Source organism: Streptomyces blattellae, from assembly GCF_009709555.1.
Lineage (GTDB): Bacteria > Actinomycetota > Actinomycetes > Streptomycetales > Streptomycetaceae > Streptomyces > Streptomyces blattellae.
The window spans coordinates 17,024-42,670 of the sequence record NZ_WJBG01000215.1 but is presented as its reverse complement, the minus strand read 5'-3'; the positions used below and the strand labels follow the sequence as shown (position 1 = coordinate 42,670).

At 72.1% G+C, this 25,647-nt stretch carries 25 protein-coding genes and 1 pseudogene; 11 read left to right on the top strand and 15 right to left on the bottom strand.

Going from position 1 to position 25,647, the window contains the following annotated elements; translation table 11 throughout:
* Positions 1-321: 321 nt before the first annotated feature.
* On the bottom strand, positions 322-1,356 hold the full coding sequence (locus GFH49_RS29880; protein ID WP_155059173.1) for a lactonase family protein: 1,035 nt from the start codon (positions 1,354-1,356) through the stop codon (positions 322-324).
* 285 nt (positions 1,357-1,641) lie between these two features.
* Positions 1,642-3,144, bottom strand: a complete 1,503-nt coding sequence (locus GFH49_RS29875; RefSeq protein WP_155059172.1) for an FUSC family protein — start codon at positions 3,142-3,144, stop codon at positions 1,642-1,644.
* A gap of 195 nt (positions 3,145-3,339) precedes the next feature.
* On the opposite strand from GFH49_RS29875, the gene GFH49_RS29870 reads away from it, so the two are divergent.
* From GFH49_RS29870 to GFH49_RS29860, 3 genes are all read left to right on the top strand, one after another.
* Positions 3,340-3,816, top strand: a complete 477-nt coding sequence (locus GFH49_RS29870; protein WP_155059171.1) for an Lrp/AsnC family transcriptional regulator — start codon at positions 3,340-3,342, stop codon at positions 3,814-3,816.
* A 20-nt stretch (positions 3,817-3,836) separates the two neighbouring features.
* Complete coding sequence (locus tag GFH49_RS29865) at positions 3,837-4,532, top strand: HAD family hydrolase (protein WP_155059232.1); 696 nt, start codon at positions 3,837-3,839, stop codon at positions 4,530-4,532.
* Positions 4,533-5,106: 574 nt separating this feature from the next.
* Positions 5,107-7,935, top strand: coding sequence for a beta-L-arabinofuranosidase domain-containing protein (locus GFH49_RS29860; protein ID WP_155059170.1), 2,829 nt, complete (start codon positions 5,107-5,109; stop codon positions 7,933-7,935).
* Positions 7,936-7,944: 9 nt separating this feature from the next.
* Here GFH49_RS29860 and GFH49_RS29855 read toward each other — a convergent pair whose 3' ends face one another.
* Complete coding sequence (locus tag GFH49_RS29855; protein WP_155059169.1) at positions 7,945-8,736, bottom strand: LysR substrate-binding domain-containing protein; 792 nt, start codon at positions 8,734-8,736, stop codon at positions 7,945-7,947.
* Positions 8,737-8,794: 58 nt separating this feature from the next.
* On the opposite strand from GFH49_RS29855, the gene GFH49_RS29850 reads away from it, so the two are divergent.
* Both GFH49_RS29850 and GFH49_RS29845 read left to right on the top strand, forming a co-directional pair.
* Positions 8,795-9,187: a DUF5997 family protein gene (locus tag GFH49_RS29850; RefSeq protein WP_155059168.1), complete on the top strand. Its 393-nt coding sequence runs from the start codon at positions 8,795-8,797 to the stop codon at positions 9,185-9,187.
* A gap of 74 nt (positions 9,188-9,261) precedes the next feature.
* Positions 9,262-9,528: a hypothetical protein gene (locus GFH49_RS29845; protein ID WP_230396579.1), complete on the top strand. Its 267-nt coding sequence runs from the start codon at positions 9,262-9,264 to the stop codon at positions 9,526-9,528.
* Between the two features lie 11 nt (positions 9,529-9,539).
* On the opposite strand, the gene GFH49_RS29840 is transcribed toward GFH49_RS29845, so the two are convergent.
* From GFH49_RS29840 to GFH49_RS29825, 4 genes are all read right to left on the bottom strand, one after another.
* Positions 9,540-9,764 (bottom strand): heavy-metal-associated domain-containing protein, encoded by a 225-nt coding sequence (locus tag GFH49_RS29840; protein WP_155059167.1) that lies wholly within the window; start codon positions 9,762-9,764, stop codon positions 9,540-9,542.
* A 101-nt stretch (positions 9,765-9,865) separates the two neighbouring features.
* Positions 9,866-10,483: a 2'-5' RNA ligase family protein gene (locus GFH49_RS29835; protein WP_155059166.1), complete on the bottom strand. Its 618-nt coding sequence runs from the start codon at positions 10,481-10,483 to the stop codon at positions 9,866-9,868.
* Positions 10,484-10,839: 356 nt separating this feature from the next.
* Positions 10,840-13,218 carry a glycoside hydrolase family 65 protein gene (locus GFH49_RS29830; protein WP_155059165.1) on the bottom strand — a complete coding sequence of 793 codons (2,379 nt, stop codon included), beginning with the start codon at positions 13,216-13,218 and terminating at the stop codon, positions 10,840-10,842.
* On the bottom strand, positions 13,215-13,874 hold the full coding sequence (locus tag GFH49_RS29825; RefSeq protein ID WP_155059164.1) for an HAD family hydrolase: 660 nt from the start codon (positions 13,872-13,874) through the stop codon (positions 13,215-13,217). Before GFH49_RS29825 ends, GFH49_RS29830 begins: the two co-directional genes overlap by 4 nt.
* A gap of 88 nt (positions 13,875-13,962) precedes the next feature.
* Between GFH49_RS29825 and GFH49_RS29820 the strand changes: the two genes are divergently transcribed.
* On the top strand, positions 13,963-14,418 hold the full coding sequence (locus GFH49_RS29820; protein WP_155059163.1) for an archease: 456 nt from the start codon (positions 13,963-13,965) through the stop codon (positions 14,416-14,418).
* Between the two features lie 11 nt (positions 14,419-14,429).
* Here the strand turns inward: GFH49_RS29820 and GFH49_RS29815 are convergent, their stop codons facing one another.
* The 3 genes from GFH49_RS29815 to GFH49_RS29805 all read right to left on the bottom strand — a co-directional run bounded on the left by GFH49_RS29815 (position 14,430) and on the right by GFH49_RS29805 (position 17,482).
* Positions 14,430-15,842, bottom strand: coding sequence for an RtcB family protein (locus tag GFH49_RS29815; RefSeq protein WP_155059162.1), 1,413 nt, complete (start codon positions 15,840-15,842; stop codon positions 14,430-14,432).
* Positions 15,843-16,101: 259 nt separating this feature from the next.
* A complete protein-coding gene (locus tag GFH49_RS29810) occupies positions 16,102-16,758 on the bottom strand; it encodes a phosphoribosyltransferase (RefSeq protein WP_155059161.1) in 657 nt (218 codons plus the stop codon).
* A 67-nt stretch (positions 16,759-16,825) separates the two neighbouring features.
* A complete protein-coding gene (locus tag GFH49_RS29805; RefSeq protein ID WP_155059160.1) occupies positions 16,826-17,482 on the bottom strand; it encodes a dienelactone hydrolase family protein in 657 nt (218 codons plus the stop codon).
* Between the two features lie 113 nt (positions 17,483-17,595).
* Between GFH49_RS29805 and GFH49_RS29800 the strand changes: the two genes are divergently transcribed.
* Entirely contained in the window at positions 17,596-18,048 is a 453-nt protein-coding gene (locus tag GFH49_RS29800) for a YbhB/YbcL family Raf kinase inhibitor-like protein (protein WP_155059159.1), read from the top strand.
* A 216-nt stretch (positions 18,049-18,264) separates the two neighbouring features.
* On the opposite strand, the gene polX is transcribed toward GFH49_RS29800, so the two are convergent.
* Genes polX through GFH49_RS29785 form a run of 3 tightly spaced genes read right to left on the bottom strand, consistent with a single transcriptional unit; the run spans position 18,265 to position 20,871 of the window.
* A complete protein-coding gene (gene polX / locus GFH49_RS29795) occupies positions 18,265-19,998 on the bottom strand; it encodes a DNA polymerase/3'-5' exonuclease PolX (protein ID WP_155059158.1) in 1,734 nt (577 codons plus the stop codon).
* A gap of 10 nt (positions 19,999-20,008) precedes the next feature.
* Positions 20,009-20,428, bottom strand: a complete 420-nt coding sequence (locus tag GFH49_RS29790; RefSeq protein WP_155059157.1) for a CBS domain-containing protein — start codon at positions 20,426-20,428, stop codon at positions 20,009-20,011.
* A gap of 17 nt (positions 20,429-20,445) precedes the next feature.
* The gene (locus GFH49_RS29785) at positions 20,446-20,871 is read right to left on the bottom strand and encodes a CBS domain-containing protein (protein WP_155059156.1); all 426 of its coding nucleotides are present in this window, start codon (positions 20,869-20,871) and stop codon (positions 20,446-20,448) included.
* Between the two features lie 328 nt (positions 20,872-21,199).
* Here GFH49_RS29785 and GFH49_RS29780 point away from each other — a divergent pair, with 328 nt between their 5' ends.
* On the top strand, positions 21,200-22,405 hold the full coding sequence (locus GFH49_RS29780; RefSeq protein WP_230396577.1) for a hypothetical protein: 1,206 nt from the start codon (positions 21,200-21,202) through the stop codon (positions 22,403-22,405).
* Positions 22,406-22,542: 137 nt separating this feature from the next.
* On the opposite strand, the gene GFH49_RS29775 is transcribed toward GFH49_RS29780, so the two are convergent.
* Together GFH49_RS29775 and GFH49_RS29770 are read right to left on the bottom strand one after the other, a co-directional pair.
* The gene (locus tag GFH49_RS29775; protein ID WP_155059155.1) at positions 22,543-23,277 is read right to left on the bottom strand and encodes a response regulator; all 735 of its coding nucleotides are present in this window, start codon (positions 23,275-23,277) and stop codon (positions 22,543-22,545) included.
* Positions 23,274-23,717, bottom strand: a pseudogene (locus GFH49_RS29770) (sensor histidine kinase); the annotation flags it as partial. The gene GFH49_RS29775 and the pseudogene GFH49_RS29770, both read right to left, overlap by 4 nt.
* Before the next feature lie 26 nt (positions 23,718-23,743).
* On the opposite strand from GFH49_RS29770, the gene GFH49_RS29765 reads away from it, so the two are divergent.
* From GFH49_RS29765 to GFH49_RS29755, 3 genes are all read left to right on the top strand, one after another.
* Positions 23,744-23,959 carry a hypothetical protein gene (locus tag GFH49_RS29765; protein WP_155059154.1) on the top strand — a complete coding sequence of 72 codons (216 nt, stop codon included), beginning with the start codon at positions 23,744-23,746 and terminating at the stop codon, positions 23,957-23,959.
* 168 nt (positions 23,960-24,127) lie between these two features.
* Entirely contained in the window at positions 24,128-25,114 is a 987-nt protein-coding gene (locus GFH49_RS29760; protein WP_196218167.1) for a Bug family tripartite tricarboxylate transporter substrate binding protein, read from the top strand.
* Positions 25,111-25,647 (top strand): tripartite tricarboxylate transporter TctB family protein, encoded by a 537-nt coding sequence (locus GFH49_RS29755; protein WP_155059152.1) that lies wholly within the window; start codon positions 25,111-25,113, stop codon positions 25,645-25,647. The genes GFH49_RS29760 and GFH49_RS29755 overlap by 4 nt, the downstream gene beginning before the upstream one ends.

Here is a 25,647-nt window from a genome sequence, read left to right as displayed (position 1 = left end):
TTCGCGTACGACGCCGAAGGGCTCCGTTCCCGGGATGCCGTTGGCGAGGTCGCCGGGCACAGAGATGAGTGGGCGCACCGTCTCAGCGACAAGCCGTGAAGGCGGCATGTCGCTGAGGCTCTCGCGCCGCTTACCGAATCGGCCGACAGCATCCTTGCCGGGAGCGCCCTCGGCGTTCCGGGCGTCCGCGAACCCTTTTCGGTGGCCCGCGCGGCCTGTTGTGGCCGGCGTCGGCACGAACGTTCCGGACCCGCTGACATGCGCAGGATCGGCCCAGCAGGCGCCATGGCGTCGGCTGGGCCGAGGCGTTCCGGGCCGGGGTCAGCCGATGACCACGCAGGAGGCGGCGGTCACCTCGATCAGACCGCCGGGCCGCGGCAGGCCGCTGTCCGGGTCGACGGTGAACCAGGTGACGTCGCCGGAGCGCTCGTTCGCGGCGTAGAGGAAGCCGTCCGCCGCGGTGAGGGCCCGGGGCCAGTGGCCCCCGCAGGTGACCGTGCCCACCAGCTTCAGCTCCTCGCCCTGGACGGCGAACGTGGACACCACGTCCTCGCCTCGGGTGGCGGTCCACACGAAGCGGCCGTCGGAAGAGGCGACGATGCCCGACGGGTAGGCGTCACCGGCCGGCTGCCTCGCCAGCACCGAGGTCTCGGCCAGCGGTTTCAGCGAGCCGTCGGCGGCGTCCCAGCGGCAGACGGTGACGGTCGGCGTGAGTTCGTTGAGCACGTACGCGTACGAGCCGCGCGGGTGGAACGCCAGGTGACGGGGCCCGGAGCCGGGGCGCAGGGCGATCTCCCGGTGGACGTCGAGGCTCCCGTCGGTCAGCGTGCACACGCGTACGGAGTCCGTGCCGAGGTCGACGCTGACGGCCCACCGTCCGCTCGGGTCGGGCTGCACCTGGTGGGCGTGCGGGCCCTGCTGGCGCGGTGTGTGCGGACCGGAGCCGGTGTGCCGGAGCACGCCGGACGCGGCCGGGGCGAGGGTGCCGTCGGCGCGCAGGGGCACGGCGGTGACGCTGCCGGAGCCGTAGTTGGCGGTCAGGAGGTGTCCGGCGAACAGGCTGAGGTGCGTGGGACCGCTGCCGCCCACCGGCACCGGAGGGCCGACCGGTTCGGGCTTGTCGCCGGTGACGCGGTACGCGGCCACCGCTCCGTCGGCGGTCTCGCTGACCGTGTAGAGCGTGTCCCCGTCCGCCGACAGCGCGAGGTACGAGGGGTCGGGCACGCCGTCCTCGCTGCTCAGGACGGTCAGCGCCCCGGTGCCGGGGTGCATGGCCGCCGTCACGATCCCCGGGCCGCCGGCCGCCGTGAACGACCCGATGAAGGCCCGCCGCTGCCGCGTGTCGCCGTCTGCCACCACTGTCCCCTCTCGGCGCCCTGTGCTGTCGTGGGTGACGCTAGCAGTCGATCACGATCGGTCTAGACCAAGACGGGCCGCCAGGGCCTGTATTGGGTTGCCCCGTGGAAGCAGGAGCGGCGCTGGGTGCGTGCGATCGCAAGGCACCGGAGCGCCCTAACAGCGGAGCCATTCGGGCGTTTCGGCAACGCCGCGTGGGGGTGCCTCCACGCCTTTGAGGCAGTGGGGGAGTGCGTGCCCAGGGTCGCGACGCCGCGGGGCAACCCAATACAGGCCCTAAGGGCCTCACGCGCCGACGAGTGGCGAGCGCGACGCTGCCCGCAGCGGCTTGGCGAGGCCCGCGAGTGCCCGCTCCAGACCGTGCAGGTGGGCGAGTGCCGCGGCCTCCGCGGGGGTGGCCTCGGTGGCCTCGATGGCGGATACGGGGATGTCGCCGTCGCCGGTGAGCGCCTCGACGGCGGCTTCGACGCGCCGGCAGGCCGCGGCAAGGCGTGCGTCGTGCGAGGCCTCGGGGTCGGCGGCGACGGCGGCCAGGCCGTGGATCTCGCGGGCGCAGTCGTCGAGCAGGGCGAGCACCCGGCGAGCGCGCCGCTTGCGGCCGAGCATCGGGGTGAGCGGGTGGACGAGCGGGGCGACCGAGAGCCGTACCCGGCCGAGCAGTTGCTCCAGCTCCGCCACGCGCGCGGTGGGGTCGGCGGCTGCGCTTCCGGCGAGCCGGGCGGCGGCCTCTGCGGTGCAGGCGTGGACACAGCGCAGGGCTCGCCGGATCCAGGCGTCGGTGACGGTGTGGGTGGTGACGGGCAGCACGATGAGGCCGGCCAGTACGGCGCCGAGCGCGCCGACGCCGGTCTCCGCGAGCCGCAGCGCGAGCAGCGCGGGATCGAGGACGCCCAGCAGGCCGTAGAGCAGCCCGGCGAGCACCGTCACGCAGAGCATCATCCAGGTGTACGACACGGCGGCCGTGTAGAAGATCCCGAAGACGCAGACGGCGAGCAGTACGGCCGTGGGGACGGCGGTCCCGTGCAGCGGGACGGCGACCAGCAGGCCGAGGCCCATGCCGATCACGGTGCCGAGGACGCGGCGGAAGCCCCGTACCAGGGTCTCGCCGCGCGAAGTGGTGTTGACGAAGACCCACCAGGTGGCGCCGACGGCCCAGTACCAGCGCTCTCCGGAGAGCAACTGGCCCACGACGAGGGCGAAGCCCGCGCCGGCGGTCGCCTGGATCGCCTGGCGGGTGGTCACGCGGGCCAGGCCGGTGCCGGCCGACGGGGCGGGCGCGGGTGCGGGAGGCAGTCGGCGCTCGTAGCACCACAGCCCGAAGCGCACCGCTGAGGCGGTGAGCACGGACAGCAGGACGGCGGCGTACAGCTCGGGCAGCTGCCTGGGGGTCGCGTGCAGGAACTGCGCCACGAAGTAGGTCATGAACGCGAACACACCGAGGCTGTGTCCGCGCGGGCCCCAGCGGCGTGCGTACACGCCCGCGCCGGCCACGGCGAGGAAGGCGAGGTCCCGGGCCACGGGCTGGTCGTGCAGTTCGGCCGCGGCGGCGAGGACGGGCAGGCCGACGACAGGCAGCAGCGCGGTGGTGACCGCCTGTCCGCGGACGGTGGCGTCGGTGACGGTGAACAGGGCGAGCAGCGCGGCGAGTCCGCCGGTGACCGCACCGGCGAGGGAGTGGCCGGCGAGGCCGCAGACGACGACCGCGAGGCCGACGCCGACGACGGCCCGGGTGGCGAAGCGCAACCGCAGCCGCCCCGGGTCCGAGGCCACGAACACCCTCTTCAGCACTGCTTCCCGCTCCCTTGCGCACCGGAATGAAAAAGGCGCCGCGGGGATCCGCAGCGCCATCGACGCGTTCATTGCAGCATCAAGGCGTAGCGTGGCTCAAGTGCCGCTCGGATCACTGGACCATTGGCACAGAAGAACCGGCTGCGGCTCGTCCACTGACGGGCCAACGGACCAGGTATGAGGAGACGGGGCGCCATGGCCGTGGACGAGCTGGACACCCGCATCCTGCGACTGCTCCTGGAGCGGCCCCGCACGAGCGTGCGCGAGTACGCCCGCGTCCTCGGCGTCGCCCGTGGGACGTTGCAGGCCCGCCTGGACCGCCTGGAGCGGGACGGCGTGATCACGGGGACCGGCCCGGTGCTCTCCCCCGCCGCTCTCGGCCACCCGGTGCTGGCGTTCGTGCACATCGAGGTCACTCAGGGCCATCTCGACGACGTGGGCGACGCGCTGGCCGCCGTGCCGGAGATCGTGGAGGCCTTCTCGATCACGGGCGGCGGGGATCTGCTGACCCGGGTGGTGGCGCGGGACAACGCGCACCTGGAGGACGTGATCCAGAAGCTGATCAGCCTGCCGGGCGTCGTCCGCGCCCGTACCGAGGTGGCCCTGCGCCAACGTGTGCCGCACCGGCTGCTGCCGTTGGTGGAGTCGATCGGCCGCACAGCAGGGAAATGATCATTGGCATGCTGGTCCCCATGAACAGTCTCGGCACCACCGCGGTCATCTTCGATCTCGACGGAACGCTCGTGGACAGCGAACCCAACTACTTCGAAGCGGGCCGTCAGGTCCTCGCCGAGCAGGGCGTCCCGGACTTCACCTGGGCGGACCACGAGCGGTACGTCGGGATCAGCACGCAGGAGACGGTGGCGCTGTGGAAGGAGCGGTACGGCCTGGGCGCCCCGGTCGCCGAGCTGCTCGCCGCGAAGAACCGTGCCTATCTGGAGCTGGCCCGCACCGCCACGCGCGCGTACCCCGAGATGCGCGCCTTCGTGGAGCGGCTGGCCGATGCGGGCGTGCCCATGGCGGTGGCCTCGGGTTCGTCACCCGAGGCCATCGAGGCGATCCTGGCCGGCACCGGCCTGGACGCATGGCTGCGCACCGTCGTGTCGGCCGACGAGGTCGAGCGCGGCAAGCCCGCCCCCGACGTCTTCCTGGAGGCGGCCCGCCGGCTCGGCGCGGCCCCGCCCGACTGTGTGGTCCTGGAGGACGCCGCGCCGGGTGCCGCCGCCGCGCACGCCGCGGGGATGCGCTGCATCGCCGTCCCCTGTGTCGCCGCGCAGGCCGACGCCCCGGAGTTCACGACCGCGGGGCTGCTCCTGCGCGGCGGTCAGACGGAGTTCACGGCACGCGCCGCGTACGACTGGCTCGTGCGCTCCGTCTCGACTGCGTGACCCTCCGGGCCGCGCCTCGTGCCGCGGCCCCGGGGCGGGCCGGGTGCTCCGGGGCACCGTCAGCAGGCCACGCTGCTCGGCCGCCGCGAGCACGGCCACTCCGTCGGCGAAGTGCGCGGCCACGCGCGGGCGTTCGACCGCCGACGGCACGATGTCCGGCTGCTCCAGGGCGTCCGCGGGCGGGGCGTCCGGCGCCCGCCGCCGGGCCGGTGCCGCGTGCACGGCCGTGGGTGGCGTTCCCTCGGTACACGTGCACGACCGTGGGCCGCCCCCGGTGCACGTGCACGACCATGGCTGCACTGCCCCGGTGCACGTGCACGACCATGGGCCGCACTCCCCCGGTGCCGCCCGCCGCGACGAGCGCCGCGGATCCGGTCACGTCCCCCGCCTCTCGTGCGGCCGGGCCAGTCGGGCCGGTTCGGGCCCGCGCTCGCGGATCCCCCGGCGATCAGCCGGAACCGAACGCTCCCGACCCGTTGACGCTCTTCCGTCCCCTCTCTATCGTCTGGTCGACTATTCGTACAGCGTTCGAAATATCGAGCCGGTAAACCAGTCGATTCACGGAGGAGCACACATGGCACCGCCCCTCTCCCGCCGATTCCTTCTCCAGGCCGCGGCCCTCGCGGCGACGACCCCGCCACTCTCCTTAGCGGCCTCCGGCCGGGCCGCCGCCGCACCGGCCGCCCCAGCCGCAGCCGCCGCGGCCGACGCACCCGCCACCTGGACCACGCAGCCCTTCGCACTCGACGAAGTCAGGCTCGGGCAGGGGATGTTCGCCGACAAGCGGCAGTTGATGCTGGACCACGCCCGCGGCTACGACGTGAACCGGCTGCTCCAGGTCTTCCGCGCCAACGCCGGGCTCTCCACGGGCGGCGCGGTGGCACCCGGCGGCTGGGAAGGGCTGGACGGCGAGGCCAACGGCAATCTGCGCGGCCACTACACCGGGCACTTCATGACGATGCTGTCGCAGGCTTTCGCAGGCACCGGTGAGCAGGTCTTCGCCGACAGGATCGGCACGATGGTCGGGGCGTTGACGGAGGTGCGGGAGGCGCTGCGCCGCGACCCGGCGGTGCTGAGGACCACCGGGAAGTTCGGCACCGCGACGGAGCACGTCCGCGGCTCCTACCAGTACGTCGATCTCCCCTCCGCGGTCCTCGGCGGCGCCTCCGCGATCACCCTGTCCGCCTGGGTGAAGCCCACCCACGACGGCAACTGGGCCCGCGTCTTCGACTTCGGCAACAACACCACGCGCTATCTGTACCTGGCCGCGCGCAACGCCGGCGGCGTCCCCCGCTTCGCCGTCACCACCAGCGGACCCGGCGGCGAGCAGGGCCTCAACGGCACGGCCGCGCTGCCGCTGAACCAGTGGAGCCACCTGGCGGTGACGATCGCGGGCGGTGCCGGCATCCTTTATGTCAACGGCACGGCCGTGGCGCAGAACACGGCGATGACCCTCACGCCTGCCGCGCTCGGCACCCTGGCCAACAACTGGCTCGGCCGCTCCAACTTCTCCACCGACCCCGTCTTCGCGGGCGCCTTCGACGAGTTCAACGTCTGGTCGCGTGCCCTGACCGCCGCCGAGATCACGCAGCTGCAGGGCAGCCGGGCCGCCGACACCACGGCCGGACGCGGCAACCTGGCGTCGTACGCCTTCGACGAGACCACCGGCTCGGCCTTCGCGGACGCCTCCGGCCGCGGGCTGACCGCGACCCTGCGCCGCACCTGGGGAGCGCCCAGCCATCCCGGGTTCCTGGCCGCGTACCCGGAGACGCAGTTCATCCAGCTGGAGTCGATGACGGCCAGCGACTACACGCGGGTGTGGGCGCCGTACTACACGGCCCACAAGATCCTCCGGGGACTGCTGGACGCGCACGCCGCGACGGACGACGCCCGGGCGCTGGACCTCGCGTCGGGCATGGGCGACTGGATGTACTCCCGGCTGTCCCGACTGCCCGAGGCCACCCTGCAACGCATGTGGGGCCTGTTCTCCAGCGGTGAGTTCGGGGGCATCGTCGAGGCGATCGTCGATCTGCACACGCTCACCGGCAAGGCCGAACACCTGGCGCTGGCCCGCCTGTTCGACCTGGACAGGCTCATCGACGCCTGCGCCGCGAACACCGACACCCTCGACGGGCTGCACGCCAACCAGCACATACCGATCTTCACGGGCCTGGTCCGGCTGTACGACGCGACGGGCGAGACGCGCTACCTCACGGCCGCGAAGAACTTCTGGGGCATGGTCGTACCGGTGCGGATGTACGGCATCGGCGGCACCAGCACCGGAGAGTTCTGGCGGGCCCGGGGCGTGATCGCGGGCACGATCGGCGAGAGCACCGCCGAGAGCTGCTGCGCGTACAACATGCTCAAGCTCAGCCGGACGCTGTTCTTCCACGAGCAGGACCCGAAGTACATGGACTACTACGAGCGGGCCCTCTACAACCAGGTGCTCGGCTCCAAGCAGGACAAGGCGGACGCGGAGAAGCCCCTTGTCACGTACTTCATCGGTCTGACGCCCGGCCATGTCCGCGACTACACGCCCAAGCAGGGCACCACCTGCTGCGAGGGCACCGGCATGGAGAGCGCCACCAAGTACCAGGACTCGGTGTACTTCAAGCAGGCCGACGGCAGCGCGCTGTACGTCAACCTCTACAGTCCGTCCACGCTGAACTGGGCGGAGAAGGGCGTCACGGTCACCCAGACCACCGACTATCCGAGGGAGCAGGGCAGCACGCTCACCATCGGCGGCGCCGACGCCTCCTTCGAACTGCGGCTGCGGGTGCCGTCCTGGGCGACCCACGGCTTCCGGGTGACGGTCAACGGCAGCGCGGTCAGCGGTACTCCGACGGCCGGCAGCTACTTCACCGTCTCCCGCACCTGGCACAGCGGCGACACCGTGCGCGTCACCGTCCCCTTCCGGCTCCGGGTCGAGAAGACCCTCGACGATCCGACCCTGCAGACCCTGTTCTACGGCCCGGTGAACCTGGCCGCCCGCAACGCCTCCACCAGTTACCTGCAGTTCGGCCTCTACCGCAACGCCGCGCTCTCCGGTGACCTGCTGCCCTCCCTCGCCCCGGTCACCGGCAAGCCGCTCCACTACACCCTCAACGGCACGGAGTTCGCCCCCTTCGCCGAGGGCACCGAGGATCCGACGCATGCCTACTTCCGGCGCTCGGAACCCCGGGTGGTCTTCGGCACCACGGACTCCGGCGTCGCGAACCCCGCACGGGCCGACGGCACGACCCTGCTCGACGAGGTCTGGGCCGGGGCTCCCTTCGCCACCAAGGACGCGCTGGTCGCCCGGGTGCGGTCCACCGTGAACGCGTGGGTGTCGGCGGGGCTGCTCAGCCAGGCGAACGGGCAGACGGTCGTCGCCACGGCGGAAAGCGCGACGTTCGTGTCCTGACGGGCCGGACTACGACCGGCGGCGGGGTTTGCCGCGCTTCGCACCCTTGGCGCCACCGCCGCGGGTGGGCTTTCCCGCCGCGGGCTTGCGCCGCGCGCCGGTCGTCTCGACCCGCTCGGCCTTCGGCTGAGACTGAGACTGAGACTGAGACTGACGCCCAGACTGACGCTGACGCTGGGCAGCAGGCTGTGCGCGCCCCCTCGTGCTGTTGACCGTGCGCCCCCGGACGATCCCGATGAGGTCCTCGACCAGGTCGGTGGTCGCCTCCTCGGGCCACGACAGCGCGACGCTCGACTGGGGGGCGTCCACGACGGGCCGGTACGTCACATCCCGGCGGTGGTGCAGGCGGGCGAGCGACTGGGGTACGACGAGCAGGCCCACGCCCGCCGCCACCAGTTCGACGGCGTCCTCCGTGGTGGCGGGGCGCTCGAAGGCGGGCTGTCCGGGCGGGCGGTCCCAGCCGAGGACGTCGTCCAGGGGATGGAACACCACCTCGTCGGCGAGATCCGCGACGGACACCTCCTCGACGGCGGTCACCAGGTGGTCCTTGGGGACCACGACGACCGTCGTCTCGGTGTAGAGGGGGATCGCGCTGAAGAACGTACGGTCCACCGGGAGCCGTACGAAACCCGCGTCCGCTGCGCCTGCGCGCAAGACGTCGGATGCTTCCGCGGCCGGTACGGCGACCAGGTTCAACGGGGTGTCGGGCAGGCGCTCGTTCCAGATCCGCGCCCACTTGGCGGGCGTCACCCCGGGGACGTACGCGAGCCGGAACGAGGGGGAGCTTTCCGAGCCTGTCACCCCGCCAGGTTACCCGGCGTGGTCGGAGCTCTCTTGCCCGGTCGTTAGTCTTGACAGCATGAAGTCGCACCAGACCACCCAGACGATGAAGCCCGCGACCGCGGCGAAGAAACTGGGTGTGTACCTTGAGGCCACCCCCGCCGAGTTCCAGGAGGGTGTCGTCTCGCGTGCCGAGCTGAACGCGCTCCAGACCGATCCGCCGCAGTGGCTGCGGGATCTGCGCGCCGACGGCCCGCACCCGCGTCCGGTCGTCGCGGCGAAGCTCGGCGTGTCCATCGCGGGCCTCGGGCGCGGCGGGATCACAGCGCCCCTCACCACCGAGCAGATCGAGGCCCTGAAGAAGGACATGCCCGAGTGGCTGGAGAAGGAGCGGGCCACCCAGGCCGAGGTCCGCAAGGAAGCGGCCCGCATCAAGCGGAAGAACGCCGAGCGCGCCGCCCGGCCCGACTAGCCGAACAGGCCAGGTGTCCGCCGGCCGCGGAGCCACAGGCGGCGGGCGAGCCACGCGAGCTGGTCCCTGCGCGGTTGTCCGAGGAGGCCTCGACGATCCGGCGACGACGAGAGCCGCTGGACAGCGCGCTGGTGGGCAATGTCGTACGGCGTGGCCAGGGCCCGGCCGTGCTGCGTCCGCCGCGCAGTCGCGCCCTGAGCTGCGAGGTCTCCGACGGCAGCCTCACCACGCCCCGGATCCGCCGGGCGGCCGAGACGGACGAGGGCGGCCGGGGCCTGCGACGGGTCGCCGGCCCCGACTGCCCCGATGCGCTGCCGGCCTCCTCCGGCCAGGTGGCATGAGGCGGCGGCGGTCAGGCCGCGGCGGCCCGTGCGCCACGCACCACGTCGAGGCCCGCCCCGACGATCGCGTCGCGCACCGCGTCCTCACCGAACTGCGCTCCGCGTACGACCACCCGGCCGGCCCGCACATCGATGTCGACCTCGGTGACGCCGGGCACGGCGACCACCTCTTCGGTGACGCTCGCCGCGCAGTGGCCGCAGCTCATGCCGATGACGGTGTACTGCTTCTCGGCCATGGCAGGTACTCCTGTCGTCCGGGATCGGTGTGCCCTGAGGTACGGGACCGGGACGGGTGATGTTCAACGGCCTTACGGGGAAGGCTGGTTGAAGGCGGACCTCACTCCGCGCCGCCCAACGGCACGAACGCCAGCTCCTGCCAGCGGATCTCGTGCTGCTTGCGGTCCTGGACGGCCTCCACGAGCCGCGCGCCGTCCACGGTCAGCGTGGCCTGCCGGCCCGAGGCGCTGCGCAGCCTGCCCTGCAGGAGCCGCGAGTCACCGAGTGCGGTGCCGTAGGCGAGTGAGATCCTCGGGCGTTCGTCCTCGTAGTCGTCGGCGTCCTCACCGAACACCTCCACGACCGCGTCCCTGGCCTGGTGCCGCAGTTCCTGGAACTCGTCCTCGGGCGCGAGGTCGAGCAGGACACCGCACCGGCCCGCCACCGCCGCGCCCACCGTCACCGTGAAGGGGCGCACCGCGCCGAGCCGTTCCCGCAACCGGGCCTGGAACAGGGCGAGTTCCGCTCCGGTCACCTCGCTGGCGGGCCGGTCGTCGACGACGGCCAGCGTCTCGTGCAGCCACTCGTCCTTCACCGGCGAGACGAACCCGAACCGGGCGAGGACCGGGCGAAAGGTGTCGGTCACCGGTTTGATCTCGGGGAGCCGCGGGACGAAGTCCACCCTGAGCTTGGTCCACCCGTCGGGCCAGAGCCTCGCCCCCCTGAGATACCGGTCCATGAAACTCCCTCTCGTCCAGCCGGAATCGACGCCTTTCGTACCGCCCACCCGGTGCCGCGATCAGCCCGCACCCGGGTACGGCTCACGGCAGTCTGCCGCACCCGGGGCTTCGGTGGGTAACGACCGCAGTACCGGGAGTCGTCACCGAATACCCCCCGGTTGACCAGGAGTTGACGCTCAAGCACCTCGACGCAGAACGCATCCGCGCAGGTCAGCAGGGTTTCGGCACCGGCATTCACCGGGGCGCAGAGGTCAGCCGTCCGCGATGCGACGCGAGTTGACGTCGTACGAGTTCGCGGATCAGACGTGTACACCCACCGACCGTGTCCGGTACCTTGACCCTCTGAACCGGGACATCACCCCCGCAGCGCCAGCCGTCGCATCTCGCCCGGCCGGACGGACACGGTGCGGTCCGGTAGGCGGATGTCGATCGGGTCGCGGTCGGAGGCGGGGACCGCTATCTCCAGGCGCCCGTGTTCCAGCCGTACCTGGATGCCCCAGTGGCCCTGGTAGTGGATGGCGAAGCCGTACGAGGACAGCTCTGGCAGGGGTACCGGGTCGAGGCACAGGGCCCCGCCGCTGGTTTCCAGGCCGGTCAGTCCGCGCTGGACCAGGTCGAGGGTGCCGGCCATGGCGCCGAGGTGGATGCCCTCGCCGGTGGTGCCGCCCTGGAGGTCGGCGATGTCGCCGCGCAGTGCCTCCTGGCAGAACATCCACGCCTCCGCGCGCCGGGCCCGGGCCAGCACCCAGCCGTGGACCAGGCCGCTGAGGGTCGAGCCGTGGCTGGTGCGCCGCAGGTAGTAGTCGACCGTGCGCCGCCAGGTGTCCGGCTCCAGCCGGTGGCCCAGCCTGCTGAAGATCCCTTCGAGTACGGACGGTGAGAAGAGGTAGCCGAGCATCAGCACATCGGCCTGCTTGGACGCCTGGTAGCGGTTGACGGTGTCACCCTCAGCTTCCAGGATCCGGTCCAGGCGCCGGATGTCGCCGTAGCGCTTCCGGTAGCCCTCCCAGTCGAGTTCGGCGAGGTCGCCGTAGCCCTCGAACTGGCTGATGACACCCTGGTGGAAGGGCACATGAAGGGTGCGGGACACCTCCTCCCACTGCTCTCGCTCGCCGCCGTCGAGGCCGGTGCGTTCGAGGAGTTCGCGGCGGCGGGGTTCGGGCAGGGCACGCAGCACCTCCAGGGTGCGGGTGAGCACCCATGCGGCGGTGACGTTGGTGTACGCGTTGTCGTCGAGGCCGGGCAGCTTCGCGTCGGGGTAGCCGTCGTGGTATTCGTCGGGCCCGACCACGCCCCTGATGCGGTACCGGCCCAGGCCCTCGTCGTACACCGCCGAGTCCGCCCAGTAGCGGGCGATCTGCAGCAGCATCTCGGCGCCCTTGGTGTGCAGGAACTCGGCGTCGCCGCTGGCCTCGCAGTACTGCCACACGTTGTACGCGATCGCCGAGCCGACATGGTGCTGGAGCCGGGAGTGGTCCGGCAGCCAGCGCCCCGAGCGCGGGTTGAGATGCAGTTTCTGCGTCTCCTCCCGTCCGTCGCTGCCGCTCTGCCACGGATAGAGCGCGCCGCGCCGCCCGGTCGCGCGGGCGGCGGCACGGGCCTGGTCCAGGCGCCGGTGGCGGTAGCCGAGCAGGGCCCGGGACACCTCCGGGAAGTGCAGGTTCAGATACGGCAGCACGAACAGCTCGTCCCAGAAGACGTGCCCCCGGTACGCCTCGCCGTGCAGTCCCCGGGCCGGCACGCCCACATCCAGGTCGGCGGTGTGCGGGGAGAGGGTCTGCAGGACGTGGAAGAGGTGCAGCCGGAGTATGCGGCCCGCGGCCCCGGGGACGTCGATCTCGGCCCGCCGCCACAGCTGGTCCCAGGCCGTGCGGTGGGCCTTCAGCAGGTCCTCGAAGCCGGAGGCCGCTTCCACCCGGTCGACGGCGGCGTCCAGCGGATCGCTGATGGCCGGGTCGCGGGAGGTGTGCAGGGCGACGGTCTTGTCCACGGTGACGGTATGGCCGGGGATCAGGTCGAGGCGGATGCGCTGCACGGCGCGGCTGACTTCGAGTCGCTCGGTCACCGGTACCTCGGCGGTCAGGCGGGACGCCATGCCGATCCGGATGTCCGAGGTCCGGGTCCGGCAGCGCAGCCAGACCGTGTCGGGCGCGGAACTCCCGGAGTGCACGTGGGTCAGATGGTGGCCGTCCAGATCGCGGTAGCGCGCGACCCCGGCGTTGGTGACGCCCCCGTCGAGCGCCGCCTCGACGTCGAGGCCGCCCGCGAAGCCCTCGGCGGTGAACTCGGTGCGCAGGACCGCCAGATGGGGGTCGGCCATGTCCACGAACCGCTGCTGCCGCACGAACAGGGCCCTGCCCTCCCCCAGCGCGTACCGGGTCAGCCGCTCCAGCAGCCCCGAGTCGAAGTGCAGCACCTGACGGTGGTCGAGGACCGTCGCCGTGTCGGGTGCGAGCCACCGCCCGCCGGGGCGGCGGAAGCGCAGCGACAGCCAGTTCGGCAGGTTGACCATGTCCTCGTTCTCGACGCTGCGTCCCGCGACGTCCGAGGTGAGCCGGTTGTAGCAGCCGGCCGCGTACGTGCCGGGGTAGTGCACCTCGTCGACAGTGCACTCCGGGAACGCGCCACGGGTGGCGACGTATCCGTTGCCCAGGGTGCACAGCGATTCCCTGAGGTGTTCGTCGGCTGCTTCGTAGCCGTCGTACTCCCAGGTCCAGGACGTCGGTGCGGTCACCGCGGTACTCCTTCCACGAGCAGTTCTCCGAGGTCTCGTACGACGATGTCGGCGCCGTGCCGCGGCAGTCCCGCGCCGGTGTCCGCACCGGCGGCCCGGTCCACGCCGGCGACGAGTGCGAACGCGCCCCGGCCGTCCACCAGGGCGTCGAAGACGTCCCGGACCCCGGCCCGGGTGAGCAGCTCGCCCGCGTGCCGGGACGCCGAGGCCGCCGCCACGGGTACCCCGGCCTCACGCAGGGCACGCACCAGCCGTACCGTCCCGGGATACGCCTCGACGCCGTGTGCGCGCAGCCGCTCGGTGAAGTGCCGCTCCTTGTCCGCGGCGACGGCCCGCCCGCTTCCGCCGGAGGTGTCGAGGTCGCGGGAGGCGAGGAAGGCGGCGGCACCGTCGAGCGCGGCGATGAGGGTCCCCCCGGCCGGAGACTGGAGGAGGGGCTTGCCGTCCACGTGCCGCAGACAGTCGTCGCGCAGATCGAAGGGGCGCCCCTGCTCCGGATCCTCGGGCGGGTGTGCGCGCAGGCAGGCGTCGAAGGCGGTCCGCCAGGCGGCGGCGTGCACCCGGGCCGAGTCGGTGATCACTCCGTCGGTGTCGAAGACGACGGCCCGCACGTCCCGCAGTGCGGGTCCGAGGGCGGGGTGCGTCGGGTCGGTCATCGCGGCTCCTGAGGCGGTGGGTCCCCTGCCGGTCCGGACATCCCCCTGAAACCAGTGTGCGGTCCCGCGCAGTGGGCACACGGTGGACATGGTCGGTGACATGGGCGACGACATCACGGCGCGCAGGCGCGGGGTGAGCGGGCACCGGCTGGTGCCGCACACGGCTGACGTGCGCGTCGAGGCCTGGGGGGAGAGCCGCGAGCGCTGCCTGGTGGAGGCCGTGACGGGCATGGTGGAGGGCTTCGCCGATGTCTCCGGGACCCGGCCGACCGGCGTGGCCCGGCTGCGGCTGGCCGAGGGGACCCCGGAGGATCTGCTGACCACGCTGCTCGACGAGGTCGTCTTCCGGCTGGAGGTGCACGGCCAGGTTCCGGTCGATGTGGAGGCGGAGGCGTTCGACGAGGGGCTCGATGTGCGGATGGCGGTCGCCGACCTCGGTGTGGTGGAGGTCGTCGGCGCCGCGCCGAAGGGCATCGCGTGGGAGAACCTGCGCATCGAGCCCGGTCCGTACGGCTGGTCCTGCGCGGTGACCATCGACGTGTGAGCGCATCGGGCTCATCCCTTCACCACGCCCAGCGGCACGAGCTTGGCCACGGTCCGGCACAGTCCCGCCGTCTCGCTCGCGGCGACGACCGCGCTGACGTCCTTGTATGCCTCCGGGGTCTCCTCGGCCAGCCCGCGCCACGACTTCGGCCGCACGGCGATACCGGCCCGTTCCAGCCGGGCGCGCAGTTCCCTGCCCGTGATGGTGCGGGCGGCCCGGTGGCGGCTGAGGGTGCGGCCGGCGCCGTGGCAGGTGGAGTGGAAGGCGTCGCCGCCGGGGACTCCGGTGAGCACGTAGGAGGCCGTACCCATGGTGCCGGGGATGAGCACCGGCTGGCCGAACTCCCTCACGTCGTCGGGCAGTTCGGGGTGGCCGGGCGGGAAGGCCCGGGTGGCGCCCTTGCGGTGCACGCACAGCGGACGCCGGGCGCCGTCCACCTCGTGCGTCTCCATCTTGGCGAGGTTGTGGGACACGTCGTACACCAGCGACAGCCGTACGCCGGTGACGCGGCGGAAGACCCCGCGTGCCGCGTCGGACAGCAACTGGCGGTTGGCGCGGCCGTAGTTGGCGGCGGCGGCCATCGCGCCCAGGTAGGCCCGGCCCTCGGGTGAGCCGACCGGGGTGCAGGCCAGCTGGCGGTCGGGGACGGTGATGCCGTAGCGGGCCATGGCCTGGTCCATCGCCCGGACGTGGTCGGTGCAGATCTGGTGTCCGAGGCCGCGCGAACCGCAGTGGATCATCACGCACACCTGGCCGCGGGCGAGCCCGAAGGCGGCGGCGACCGGTTCGTCGTAGACCTCGGCGATCTCCTGGACCTCCAGGAAGTGGTTGGCGGAACCGAGGCTGCCGACCTGGCCGAGGCCCCGCTCCCGGGCCCGCTCGCTGACCTGTGCCGCGTCGGCGTCGGCGACCGCCCCGCCGTCCTCGCAGCGGGTGAGGTCGCGCTGCTCGCCGTGGCCCTGCTCGACGGCGTACCGGGAGCCGCCCCGCAGGATCCGCTCCAGCTCCGCCTGACCGCCGAGCCGCCACACGCCGCCGGGTCCGGCGCCGCGCGGTATCCGCCGGTCCAGGCCGTCCATGACCGCGGGCAGCGCCCTGCGCAGCTCCCGGCCTTCGCAGTCGGCCGCCAGCAGCCGCACCCCGCAGGAGATGTCGAAGCCGACCCCGCCGGGCGAGACCACGCCGCCCTCGTCCACGGCGGTCGCGGCGACGCCGCCGATGGGGAAGCCGTAGCCCCAGTGGATGTCCGGCATGGCGTACGAGGCACCGACGATGCCGGGCAGCGTGGCGACGTTGGCAACCTGCTCCAGCGACTGCTCGGCGTCGCTCAGCAGGTCACGGGAGGCGAACACGACGCCGGGCACCCGCATCCCGTCGTGCGGGTCGATACGGAAACGGCAGGGGCGTTCCTCGATCAGGTCCATCGCTCCGCCTCCGTGGAGTGGCGTGTCGGCGCATGGAATCGGGCGGATCAGCCTCTTCGGACACCTGTGCTTCGGGGGACCGGAGTGGTCAGAGGGACCGGAGTGGTGAGAGAGACCGGGGTGGTTAAAGCGTCTGGCGGGGCGGATACCCCGGCGCCCGAATCGCCGCAGTGACACTCACGGCCGAGCCAGGCCTGCGGTGTGCCGTCGACGCCGACCAGGACCGTGCCGGTCGCGTCAGTCACTCGCTTCTCCTTCGTCAGCCGGGCAGGGTGTGGGAGCCGTGCAGCGCGTCGAGGACCTCGTCGTCGGTGAGCTGGTCGAAGTGCTCGTACCACAGGCCGACGGCCATGAACTGCTCCGGCTGGTGGAGGCAGACCACGTCGTCGGCCTCGTCGCGCAGCAGCTCGACCGCCTCCGGCGAGCAGACCGGCACGGCCAGGACGACCTGCTCGGGCGCGTCGCGGCGGACCCGGCGCAGCGCGGCGCGCGCGGTCGCGCCGGTGGCGAGGCCGTCGTCGACGACGATCACGGTGCGGCCCCGCAGGTCCACCGGGGGACGGCCGCGCCGGTAGCGCCGTTCGCGACGCCGTACCTCCTCCTGCTCCCGTTCGACGGTCTCGGCGAGGACTGCCTCGCTCAGGCCCAGCCGGTCGAGGGCCCGTTCGTCGAAGAGCGGCGGGTCGTCACCGGCGATCGCGCCGACGCCCAGCTCCTCCTGGAACGGCGCCCCGATCTTGCGGACCACGAGGACGTCCAGCGGGACGTCCAGCATGTGTGCGACCTCGCGGGCGACCGCGACGCCACCGCGGGGCAGCGCGAGGACGACAGCGTGCGGGAGAGCCCCCTTCTCCTGCAGGGTGCGCAGCCGCTCGGCCAGTTCCCGGCCGGCCTGCTTGCGGTCACGGAACTGCATGGCTGCTCCTTCCGTTGCCTCCGTGCGCGGCTGCCGGGTACCCGGCCCTCCGGTCGCCCACACGGCGTCACCGCCGCCGCGTGCCCAGGCGTTCCACGCACCACTGCCGGGCCAGGCCGGCGACCTGCTCCAGGGCGCCCGGCTCCTCGAACAGGTGGGTGGCGCCGGGCACGACGCGCAGGGTGCAGGGGGCGTGCAGCCGCCGGGCGGCGTCCTCATTCAGCCGCAGCACCTGCTCGTCGTGGCCGCCGACGATGAGCAGCACGGGTGCGCGTACGAGGTCCAGCGCGTCGCCCGCCAGGTCGGGCCGTCCGCCGCGCGAGACCACGGTCAGGACGCGGTCCGGCCGGTCCGCCGCGGCCATCAGCGCGGCAGCCGCGCCGGTGCTGGCCCCGAACAGGGCGACGGGCAGTGCCTGGACGCCGGGTTCCGCGTCGAGCCAGTCGATCGCGGCGACCAGGCGGCGGGCGAGCAGCGGGATGTCGAAGCGGTGTTCGGCGGTCAGCGCGTCCCGCCGGTCCTCGTCCTCGGTCAGCAGGTCCATCAGCAGGGTGCCCAGACCGGCGGTGCGCAGTTCGGCCGCCACCTGCCGGTTGCGCGGGCTGTGCCGGGAGCTGCCGCTGCCGTGCGCGAAGAGGACGACGCCGTGGGCCGGCGCGGGGACGTCGAAGTCCCCGGGGAGCTCGACGCCGTCGACGGGCACCAGAACGGTCTGCGAGATCATCGGAGCCGGCCTTTCTCCGTCCGGAGCAGTCCTGACCTGGCCCGGGTATCCGTCGCGCGGAGATCCACACGTCTTCTTGATATGTCCGGCCAGGTGCGGGTACTCCGGGCCGCATGACCGGCATCGATCTCAAGAGCAGCGCATTCACCGACCACGCCCCCGTCCCCCGCCGGTACGCGCTGGAGGGCGAGAACGTCTCCCCGCCCCTGACCTGGTCCGGCGTGCCGGACGACGCGGCCGAGCTGGTCCTGCTGTGCGAGGATCCCGACGCTCCGTCGGGCAACTTCGTGCACTGGATCGTGGTGGGCGTCGACCCCCACAGCGACGGCGTGAGCGAGGGGCACAGCCCGCCCGGCGGCACCGAACTCGTCAACGGCTACGGCCGTCCCGGCTGGGGCGGACCGCACCCGCCGCCCGGGGACGAGTCGCATCACTACGTCTTCCACCTCTACGCCCTCGCGGAGCCGTGCGTCCTCCCGGACGCCCCGCACGCCGACGACGTGCGGCAGGTCGTCGAGAAGCAGGAACTCGCCGACGGCACGCTCATCGGGCTGTACCGCCGCTAGGGCCTGTCCGGCGGATCAGGCTGGCTGCACGGAACAGCACCTCATCAGTGCAGGTGAGCGTGCCAGACCCCGCGACGCCGGCATGATCCGCCGGACAGGACCTCAACGCTCCGCGGGACGGGAAGTGCCGCGACAGGTCGTCGATCGTCTGCGGGCTCGTTGTGGCTGCTCGCGCCCACTCGGCGGTAGCCGCACATCGACTGCAGCCCCGCGCCCCTATGGGGCGCGGCCCTTGAGCAGGAAACGTCGCAGGCGGGTCTGTGGCCAGGTGTTGATCACATCGTGCTCGGTGAGCCAGCCGCGCTGTGCCGTGCCCACGCCGTAACGCATGTTGGCCAGGTGGATGACGGAGTGCGCGTCGCTGTCGACGGCGAACTTCGCCCTGTACCGCCTGGCCCACAGGATGTGCTCGTCGGACAGGTCGAGCCGGTCAGGGTGGGCGTTGATCTCCAGGGCGGTGCCGGTGCGGGCGCACGCGGCGAAGAACTCGTCGAGGTCGACGTCGAGGCCGGGCCGCTTGCCGATGAGACGCGTGGTGGGGTGGCCGATGACGTTGACGTAGGGGTTCTCGCAGGCGCGGACGAGCCGCCGGGTCAGCGCCCTGCGGTCCTGGTTGAAGTGGGAGTGCACGGAGGCCACGCACAGGTCGAAGCCGGCCAGGAAGTCCTCCGGCCAGTCCACCTCGCCGTCCGGGTCGATGTTCAGCTCGGCGCCGTGCAGCAGCCGCATGCCGGGCTTGCCATAGGCGCGATCGAGTTCCCGCACCCGCTCGCGCTGGGCCAGCATCCGGTCGTCGGTCATCTGCTGCATGTAGAGGTTCGGCCCGTGGTCGGTGATCGCGTAGTAGGCGTAGCCGCGCTCGGCGGCTGCGGCGACCATCTCCTCCAGCGGGGCGAGACCGTCGGTGAGGTCGGTGTGGGTGTGCAGGTCGCCCCGGATGTCCCGCTCCTGGACCAGCTCGGGCAGTTCTCCGCGCAGCCCGGCCTCGATCTCGCCGCGGTCCTCGCGCAGCGGCGGCGGGATCCACGGCAGCCCGAGCCGGGCGTACACCTCCTCCTCCGTCTCGGAGACGGTCTTCTCGCCGCTCTCCACGTCGAACAGCCCGTACTCGGAGAGCTTGAGCCCGTGCCGCACGGCCAGTTCCCGGGTGCGGATGTTGTGCGCCTTCGAGCCGGTGAAGTACTGCAGCGCCGCTCCCCACGCGTCCGGCGGTACGACACGCAGGTCGACGGCGAGGCCCTTGCTGGTGCGGATCGAGGTCTTGGTCTCGCCGTGCGCGACGACCTCGGTGACGTACGGCAGCTCGGTGAGCGCCGTCATGAGCGGCCCCGGCTTCCTGGCCGCGGCGAGGACGTCGATGTCGCCGATCGTCTCGCGGCCCCGGCGCAGCGAGCCCGCGTACGCGCAGCGCCGGCAGCCGCGTACGCGGGACAGTGCGGCGACGACGTCCTCGGCGAGGTCGGTGGCGACATCGAGCTGGACGCGGTCTCCGGAGGACTGCAGAAGGCCGATGCCGTGGAGGATGTTCTGCTCCGTCCTGGGCCCGAAGCCCTTGAGGTCGCGCAGCCGTTCCTCGTGGATGGCGTCGGCGAGTTCGTCGATCGAGGAGATGCCCAGCTCTTCGTAGAGGACCAGTGCCTTCCTCGGGCCGAGGGTGGGGACGGCCGTCAGCCGCCGTACCCCGGCCGGGATCTTCGCCCGCAGTTCCTCGACCGCGGAGACTCGGCCGGTGCCCATGTACTCGACCACCTTCTCGGCGATCGACCTGCCGACGTTGGGGATCTCCGTCAGACCCTTGGTGTCCAGCGTGGAGACGTCGGCGTGATAGCCGCCGATCGAGCGGGCGGCCTTCTCGTAGACACGGGTCCTGAACGCGTCGCCGCCGGTGATCGCGATCAGGTCCGCGTACTCCTGGAACAGCGCGGCGACCTCGTCGTTGGGCCGTGCCATGTGCGCCCCGCTACCGGTTGGGCTTGGAGGCGCTGATGTTCCCGAGCGGCGTTTCCGGGGCCCGGTCGACGGCCAGGTCGCCGAGGGAGACGATGCCCACGGGGTGCTCGCGGTCCACGACCGGGATCCGGCGTACGGCGTGCTCGCGCATCAGCTCGGCCACCCGGTCGAGGTCGTCGTCGGGGCCGACGCTGAACACGTCGGCGGTGCACACCTGGGCCACCGTCGTGTGCTCCGGGTCCTCGCCCGCGGCGACGGCACGGACCACGAGGTCCCGGTCGCTGACGATGCCGCGCAGCCGTCCTTCCTCGGTGACCAGGACGTCCCCGATGTCCTGGTCCCGCATCAGCCGGGCCACCGCGGTCACCGACGTGAGCGGTTCGACCATGACGGGTGTGCTGGTCATGATGTCGCGTACGTGCTGGGTCATGGCACGCTCCTTCTGCGTCAGCGGGTGGGATCCGCCCTGCTGATGTCGGCCAGCGCGGAACGCGGGTCGTCGGCCGTGGCGAGGTCGCCGAGGCTGACGACGCCGACCGGGCAGCCGCCCCGTTCGACGACCGGCAGCCTCCGGACGGCGTGGTGGCGCATCAGCTCGGCCGCCCGGTCGGTGGTGTCGTCGGGCGTCAGGGTCACCACGGGCGGGTGCGTGCACACCGATCCGACGGCGGTGGTGTCGGGGGCGCGGCCCTCGGCGAGGGTGCGGACCACGATGTCGCGGTCGGTGAGGACGCCGAACAGATCGCAGTCGTACGCCACCAGCACATCGCCGACGTTCTGCTCACGCATGAGTTCGGCCGCCCGCGTGACGGTCGTCATCGGTTCGACGGCTGCCGCGCCGGGCGACATCACGTCACGTATCTGCCGGGTCATCGGACCTCCCGGATCCACGGAGCAGGGCACGCCGCCCGCGTAGCCCGTACGGGCGGCGGCAAACCCGTCCTCACCCCTTGACGCCCACGAACCCCGTTGGCACACTCACCGACCGCTCGCAGAAAACGCTTGCTACAGCCTCGCCGCGCGCCGCGCGACCCTTCGGAGCCACGACCCTCCAGGTCACGCACCCCCTGATCGTGAATCGATTCAGTCGAATGGGAGTCGAACGGGAACGGGAAGCGGGAGTCGAACGGGATTCAACGACGGCACCGGCGAGGGACCCAACCCCCCGCACACCCCACACGGATCACTTGGAGAAGACGAGATGCGACGCAGAGCCGCACAACACCTCGCCGGCACTCCCGCGACCGCCCGCAGCGGACGGGCCGTCGCCGCTGCCGTCTGCGCCACCGCCCTGCTCACCGGCGCGGCCCTGCTCACCGAACCCGCGAGCGCGGCCGCTCCGCCGCAGCCGGCGGCGGCCTGCGGCGAGGGCTCCTACCAGGCGGAGGCGGTACTCAGCGGAAGCACCTGGACCGCCCGGCGCGGCAGCAGTGTCGTGTACACCGGCAGCGACATGCGCGCCGCGATGCAAGCGGCGGTCAACAGCCTTACCGCGGGCCGCACTTCGAAGGAACGGGTCGTCGTGCGCGGCTCGGGCTCCATCGGCGCCGGGTCCCGGGTCTCCCTGCCGAGCTACACCGTCCTCGACGTCTGCGGCACGATCAACGTCACCGGATCGGGCTCCGGCGACCAGGCGCCGGTGTACGCCCGCGGCGTCCGGGACATCGAGGTCCAGCACCTCACCCTCACGGGCAGCCCGCTGTACGGCGTCTTCCTGCGCAACGTGCAGAACGTCGTACTCGGCGAGCTCGACATGCGGCTGTCGGGGGGCCTCGGCGTACGCGTCGACAACCGCGGCGACACCAGCCAGTGGACGCGGAACGTCAGGATCGACAACGTGTACGTGTCCGGCGCGAGCAGCCACGCCGTGGAGACGTACGGCGTCGACGGCCTCACCGTCGGAACCGTCACCGCGCGCAACGTGGGCGAGTCCGGGCTGCTGCTCAACCAGACCATCAACGCCACCGTCACCAGGGTCGACGCGGACGGAGCGGGCACGGGCACCGGCTACGCGGCGTTCCGCATGGCCAACCGCAACGGCCGGGTGGGCAGTTCCTACCCCACCAACATCCGGGTGGGTGAAGTGATCGCCCGCGGCGGGGGCCGCGGCGTGTTCTGCGTCTCCGAGAGCGGCGGCGCGGTCATCGACCGGGTGAACCTCTCCAACACCGGCAACAACTCGATCCTGATCGAGAACTGCTCCAACGTGAACATCGCCGCACAGAGCGGCAGTGTCACCGGCGGCGGCGAGATCCGGCTCGCGGCCCGCTCGGAGTTCCCCAACAACTCCGACATCACCATCCAGAACCTCACGGTGACCAACTCGGCGATCAGGGAAAGCCCCTGCGGCACGAACACCACGTTCCGCAACAACACGCTGGTCAACAGCAGCCAGAACATCTGCTGAGCGGCCTCGCCGGGGAGTGAGTTCCCGGCGTGCCGGGCGTCGCGGCAGGGCGAACGCCGCCTGCCGGGGCACGGGCCGGCCGCACGGAACGGGACCGCGTCAGTGCTGCGGCGCCGGCATGATCCGCCGGACAGGCGCTACGCGCGGGCCTCGTCCTCGGGCCGCAGGCCGGTGAGGCGGTCGCGGAAGCGGTAGCGACGTTCGGGGCGGCCGGCGGCGCCGTAGCGCAGGGAGACCTCCGCGTGCCCGGTGGTGTGGAAGTACTCCAGGTAGCGGCGGGCGCTGACGCGGGAGATCCCGGTCAGGGTCGCGCACTCGGTGGCGGACAGGCTGCCGGGGCAGTCGCGGAGGGTGCGCTCGATGAGTTCGGCGGTCTCCACGCTCATGCCCTTGGGCAGGGCGGCGACGGCCTGCGCCGGTACGGCGGATCCGGCCAGGACCCGGTCCACGTCGGCCTGGCTGCGCACGACGGTGGTGAGCTGACGGCCGCGCTCGGCGGCGTACCGCTCCAGGCGGGAGCGCAGGTCCTGGAACTCGAACGGCTTGAGCAGGTAGTCGACGACGCCTCGGCGGACGGCCCGGCGTACCGTGTCGGCCTCCCGCGCGGCGCTGATCACCATGACGTCGCAGTCGTGGCCGGCGGTGCGCAGCCGCGGGATGACGTCGAGGCCGAAGACGTCGGGCAGGTAGAGGTCGAGCAGGACGACGTCCGGGCGGAGTTCGTCGACGGCGGCGATGGCCTCCTCGCCGTTGGTGGCGACGCCGACGACGGTGAAGGGCGGGACGCGTTCGACGAAGGTGCGATGGACTCTGGCCACCATGAAGTCGTCGTCGACGATGAGGACGCCTATCGTATTCGGGTCGTCGGTCATATCGCTCCTTCCGCCACCGCGTCGGTGGGGTGGCTCACGGTCATGCGCGCGGTGAACATGGCCCCCTCGGGGGTGTCGGTCACCGAGATCTCACCGCCGTGACGTTCGCAGACCAGCCGGGTGAGCGCCAGGCCTATGCCGCGCTCGCCTTCCTGGGCGGCCTTGGTGGTGAAGCCGTGCTGGAAGACCTCCTGGGCGAGTTCGGGTGCCACGCCGGGACCGGAGTCCCGCACGACGATCTCCACGCTGGAGGCGTCCTGCCGCAGCTCGACCTCGGCCCAGCGTCCGCCGTGGTGGGCCGCGGCGTCCACGGCGTTGTCGACCAGGTTGCCGACCACGGTCGCCACGTCGGCGGCGTCCTCCGGGGTGAGCCGGTCGAGCGCGGTGTCGTCCGAGATCCGCAGCGTGACCTTCCGTTCGGCGGCGAGCGAGGCCTTCGCCTGCGTACCAGGGGTGTGGCGGCCAGTTGCTCGGCCAGCGCGGCGGCGCGGCGGCCCTCGACGCGGTCGAAGGTGGCCCCGGACTGGGCGAGGGAGACCGCGGCGACGGCTACCAGCACCACCACGACGATGGCGGGTTGGAGTACCAGCAGCTCACCCGCGAGGGTCTGGCGACGGAAGGTGGTGACCACGACCTGCTCAATCTCCATCCTGGTGGTTCGGGTGCCGGGACGGCCCCATGACGGCGTCGGCCCGGGAGCCGGGGGAAGACATCCGTCGCCGCCCTCCCGCTGACACAAAGACCAAAACCTCCGTTGGTTCCGGAAGCGAGACACGTCGTCGACGCCCGTGCACGATGTGGCCCACATCACGCTCCACATACCCGCATCGACCGACAGGTGGTGGCACTCGTGCGTCTGCGCACACCGCTCGCCCTGTTCGGGGCCGTCGTACTGGTCCTGCTGGGACCGCCGCTGCTGACCAGCGGCGGCGGCTCCGACACCGGCACACAGATCCCGGGCCTGCGCTTCATGGTCCCCAACACACCCGGCGGCGGCTACGACATCACGGCCCGGACCGCCGCGAAGAACGCCGAGGACGCCGGACTCACGCACTCCATCGAGGTGTTCAACCTGCCCGGCGCCGGCGGCACCGTCGGCCTGACCCGGCTGGTGGACGAGCACGGCAACGGCAAGCTGGCGATGTCCATGGGGCTCGGCGTGGTGGGCGCGGCCCGCTCCAACGACGCGCCCAAGACCCTCGCCGACACCACCCCGATCGCCCGGCTCACCGAGGAGCAGGACGTGGTCGTGGTCTCCAAGGACTCCCCGTACCGGACGATCGACGAGCTGATCGAGGCCTGGAAGACCGACCCGGGCGAGCTTCCGGTCGGCGGCGGCTCCTCGCCCGGCGGACCGGACCATCTCGCGCCGATGCTGATGGCGCGGGCCGCGGGCATCGCCCCGAAGGAGGTCAACTACATCCCCTTCGACGGCGGCGGTGAGCTGCTCGCCTCGATCCTCGGCAACAAGGTCGCGTTCGGGGTGTCCGGCGTCGGCGAGTACCTCGACCAGATCAAGGCGGGCGAGCTGCGGGTGCTCGCGGTCACCGGCCCGGAGCGCGTCGGCGAACTCAAGGACGCCCCCACGCTGATGGAGTCCGGCTACGACGTGAACTTCACCAACTGGCGGGGCATCGTCGCCCCGCCCGGTCTGTCCACCGCCGAGCGCGACAAGCTCACCCGGCTCGTCGAGGAGCTCCACGACTCCTCCGAGTGGCAGAAGTCCCTGGAGCAGAACGGCTGGGAGGACGCCTTCCTCACCGGCGACGATTTCGGCGACTTCATGGAGGCCGAGGACAAGCGCGTGGTGTCGGTGCTGAAGGAGCTGGGACTGTGACGACGCAGACGGATTCTCCCTCCGCCGAGACGGCCGAGCGGCGCTCATGGCTGCGCGAGCACTCCGAACTCGGCGTCTGCGCCCTGCTGCTGGCGCTCGGGGTGCTGGTGCTGACCGACGCGCTGACCATGGACGTGGACATCGCCCAGCGCGGCCCCGTCGGCCCGAGGACCGTGCCGATCGTCGTCGGCATCGGGCTTCTCGTCATCGCGGCGCTCCTCGCCGTGGACGTGCTGCGCGGCGGCCGTGGCCAGGCCGAGACCGGCGAGGACATCGACCTGTCCGAACCGGCCGACTGGCGCACGGTGTCGCTGCTCGCCGGGGTGTTCCTCGGCGCGGCCGGCCTCATCGAGCCGCTGGGCTTCCCCGCCGCGGGCGCGCTGCTCTTCTGGGGTGCCGCCTTCGCCCTCGGCAGCCGCCGTATCGACCGCGACCCGCTCATCGCGGCCGTCCTCTCCCTCGTCACCTACGCCGTCTTCAACAACCTGCTCGGAGTGCCACTGCCCGGTGGCCCGCTGATGGAAGCGCTGTGA

Coding starts and splice junctions, on each gene's coding strand:
- GFH49_RS29850 (WP_155059168.1), top strand. CDS start 8,795: ATGAAGTCGCACCAGACCACCCAGACGATGAAGCCCGCGACCGCGGCG.
- GFH49_RS29820 (WP_155059163.1), top strand. CDS start 13,963: ATGGTCGGTGACATGGGCGACGACATCACGGCGCGCAGGCGCGGGGTG.
- GFH49_RS29865 (WP_155059232.1), top strand. CDS start 3,837: ATGAACAGTCTCGGCACCACCGCGGTCATCTTCGATCTCGACGGAACG.
- GFH49_RS29780 (WP_230396577.1), top strand. CDS start 21,200: ATGCGACGCAGAGCCGCACAACACCTCGCCGGCACTCCCGCGACCGCC.
- GFH49_RS29835 (WP_155059166.1), bottom strand. CDS start 10,483: ATGGACCGGTATCTCAGGGGGGCGAGGCTCTGGCCCGACGGGTGGACC.
- GFH49_RS29775 (WP_155059155.1), bottom strand. CDS start 23,277: ATGACCGACGACCCGAATACGATAGGCGTCCTCATCGTCGACGACGAC.
- polX (WP_155059158.1), bottom strand. CDS start 19,998: ATGGCACGGCCCAACGACGAGGTCGCCGCGCTGTTCCAGGAGTACGCG.
- GFH49_RS29815 (WP_155059162.1), bottom strand. CDS start 15,842: ATGGACCTGATCGAGGAACGCCCCTGCCGTTTCCGTATCGACCCGCAC.
- GFH49_RS29840 (WP_155059167.1), bottom strand. CDS start 9,764: ATGGCCGAGAAGCAGTACACCGTCATCGGCATGAGCTGCGGCCACTGC.
- GFH49_RS29860 (WP_155059170.1), top strand. CDS start 5,107: ATGGCACCGCCCCTCTCCCGCCGATTCCTTCTCCAGGCCGCGGCCCTC.
- GFH49_RS29870 (WP_155059171.1), top strand. CDS start 3,340: ATGGCCGTGGACGAGCTGGACACCCGCATCCTGCGACTGCTCCTGGAG.
- GFH49_RS29790 (WP_155059157.1), bottom strand. CDS start 20,428: ATGACCCAGCACGTACGCGACATCATGACCAGCACACCCGTCATGGTC.
- GFH49_RS29810 (WP_155059161.1), bottom strand. CDS start 16,758: ATGCAGTTCCGTGACCGCAAGCAGGCCGGCCGGGAACTGGCCGAGCGG.
- GFH49_RS29785 (WP_155059156.1), bottom strand. CDS start 20,871: ATGACCCGGCAGATACGTGACGTGATGTCGCCCGGCGCGGCAGCCGTC.
- GFH49_RS29825 (WP_155059164.1), bottom strand. CDS start 13,874: ATGACCGACCCGACGCACCCCGCCCTCGGACCCGCACTGCGGGACGTG.
- GFH49_RS29800 (WP_155059159.1), top strand. CDS start 17,596: ATGACCGGCATCGATCTCAAGAGCAGCGCATTCACCGACCACGCCCCC.
- GFH49_RS29805 (WP_155059160.1), bottom strand. CDS start 17,482: ATGATCTCGCAGACCGTTCTGGTGCCCGTCGACGGCGTCGAGCTCCCC.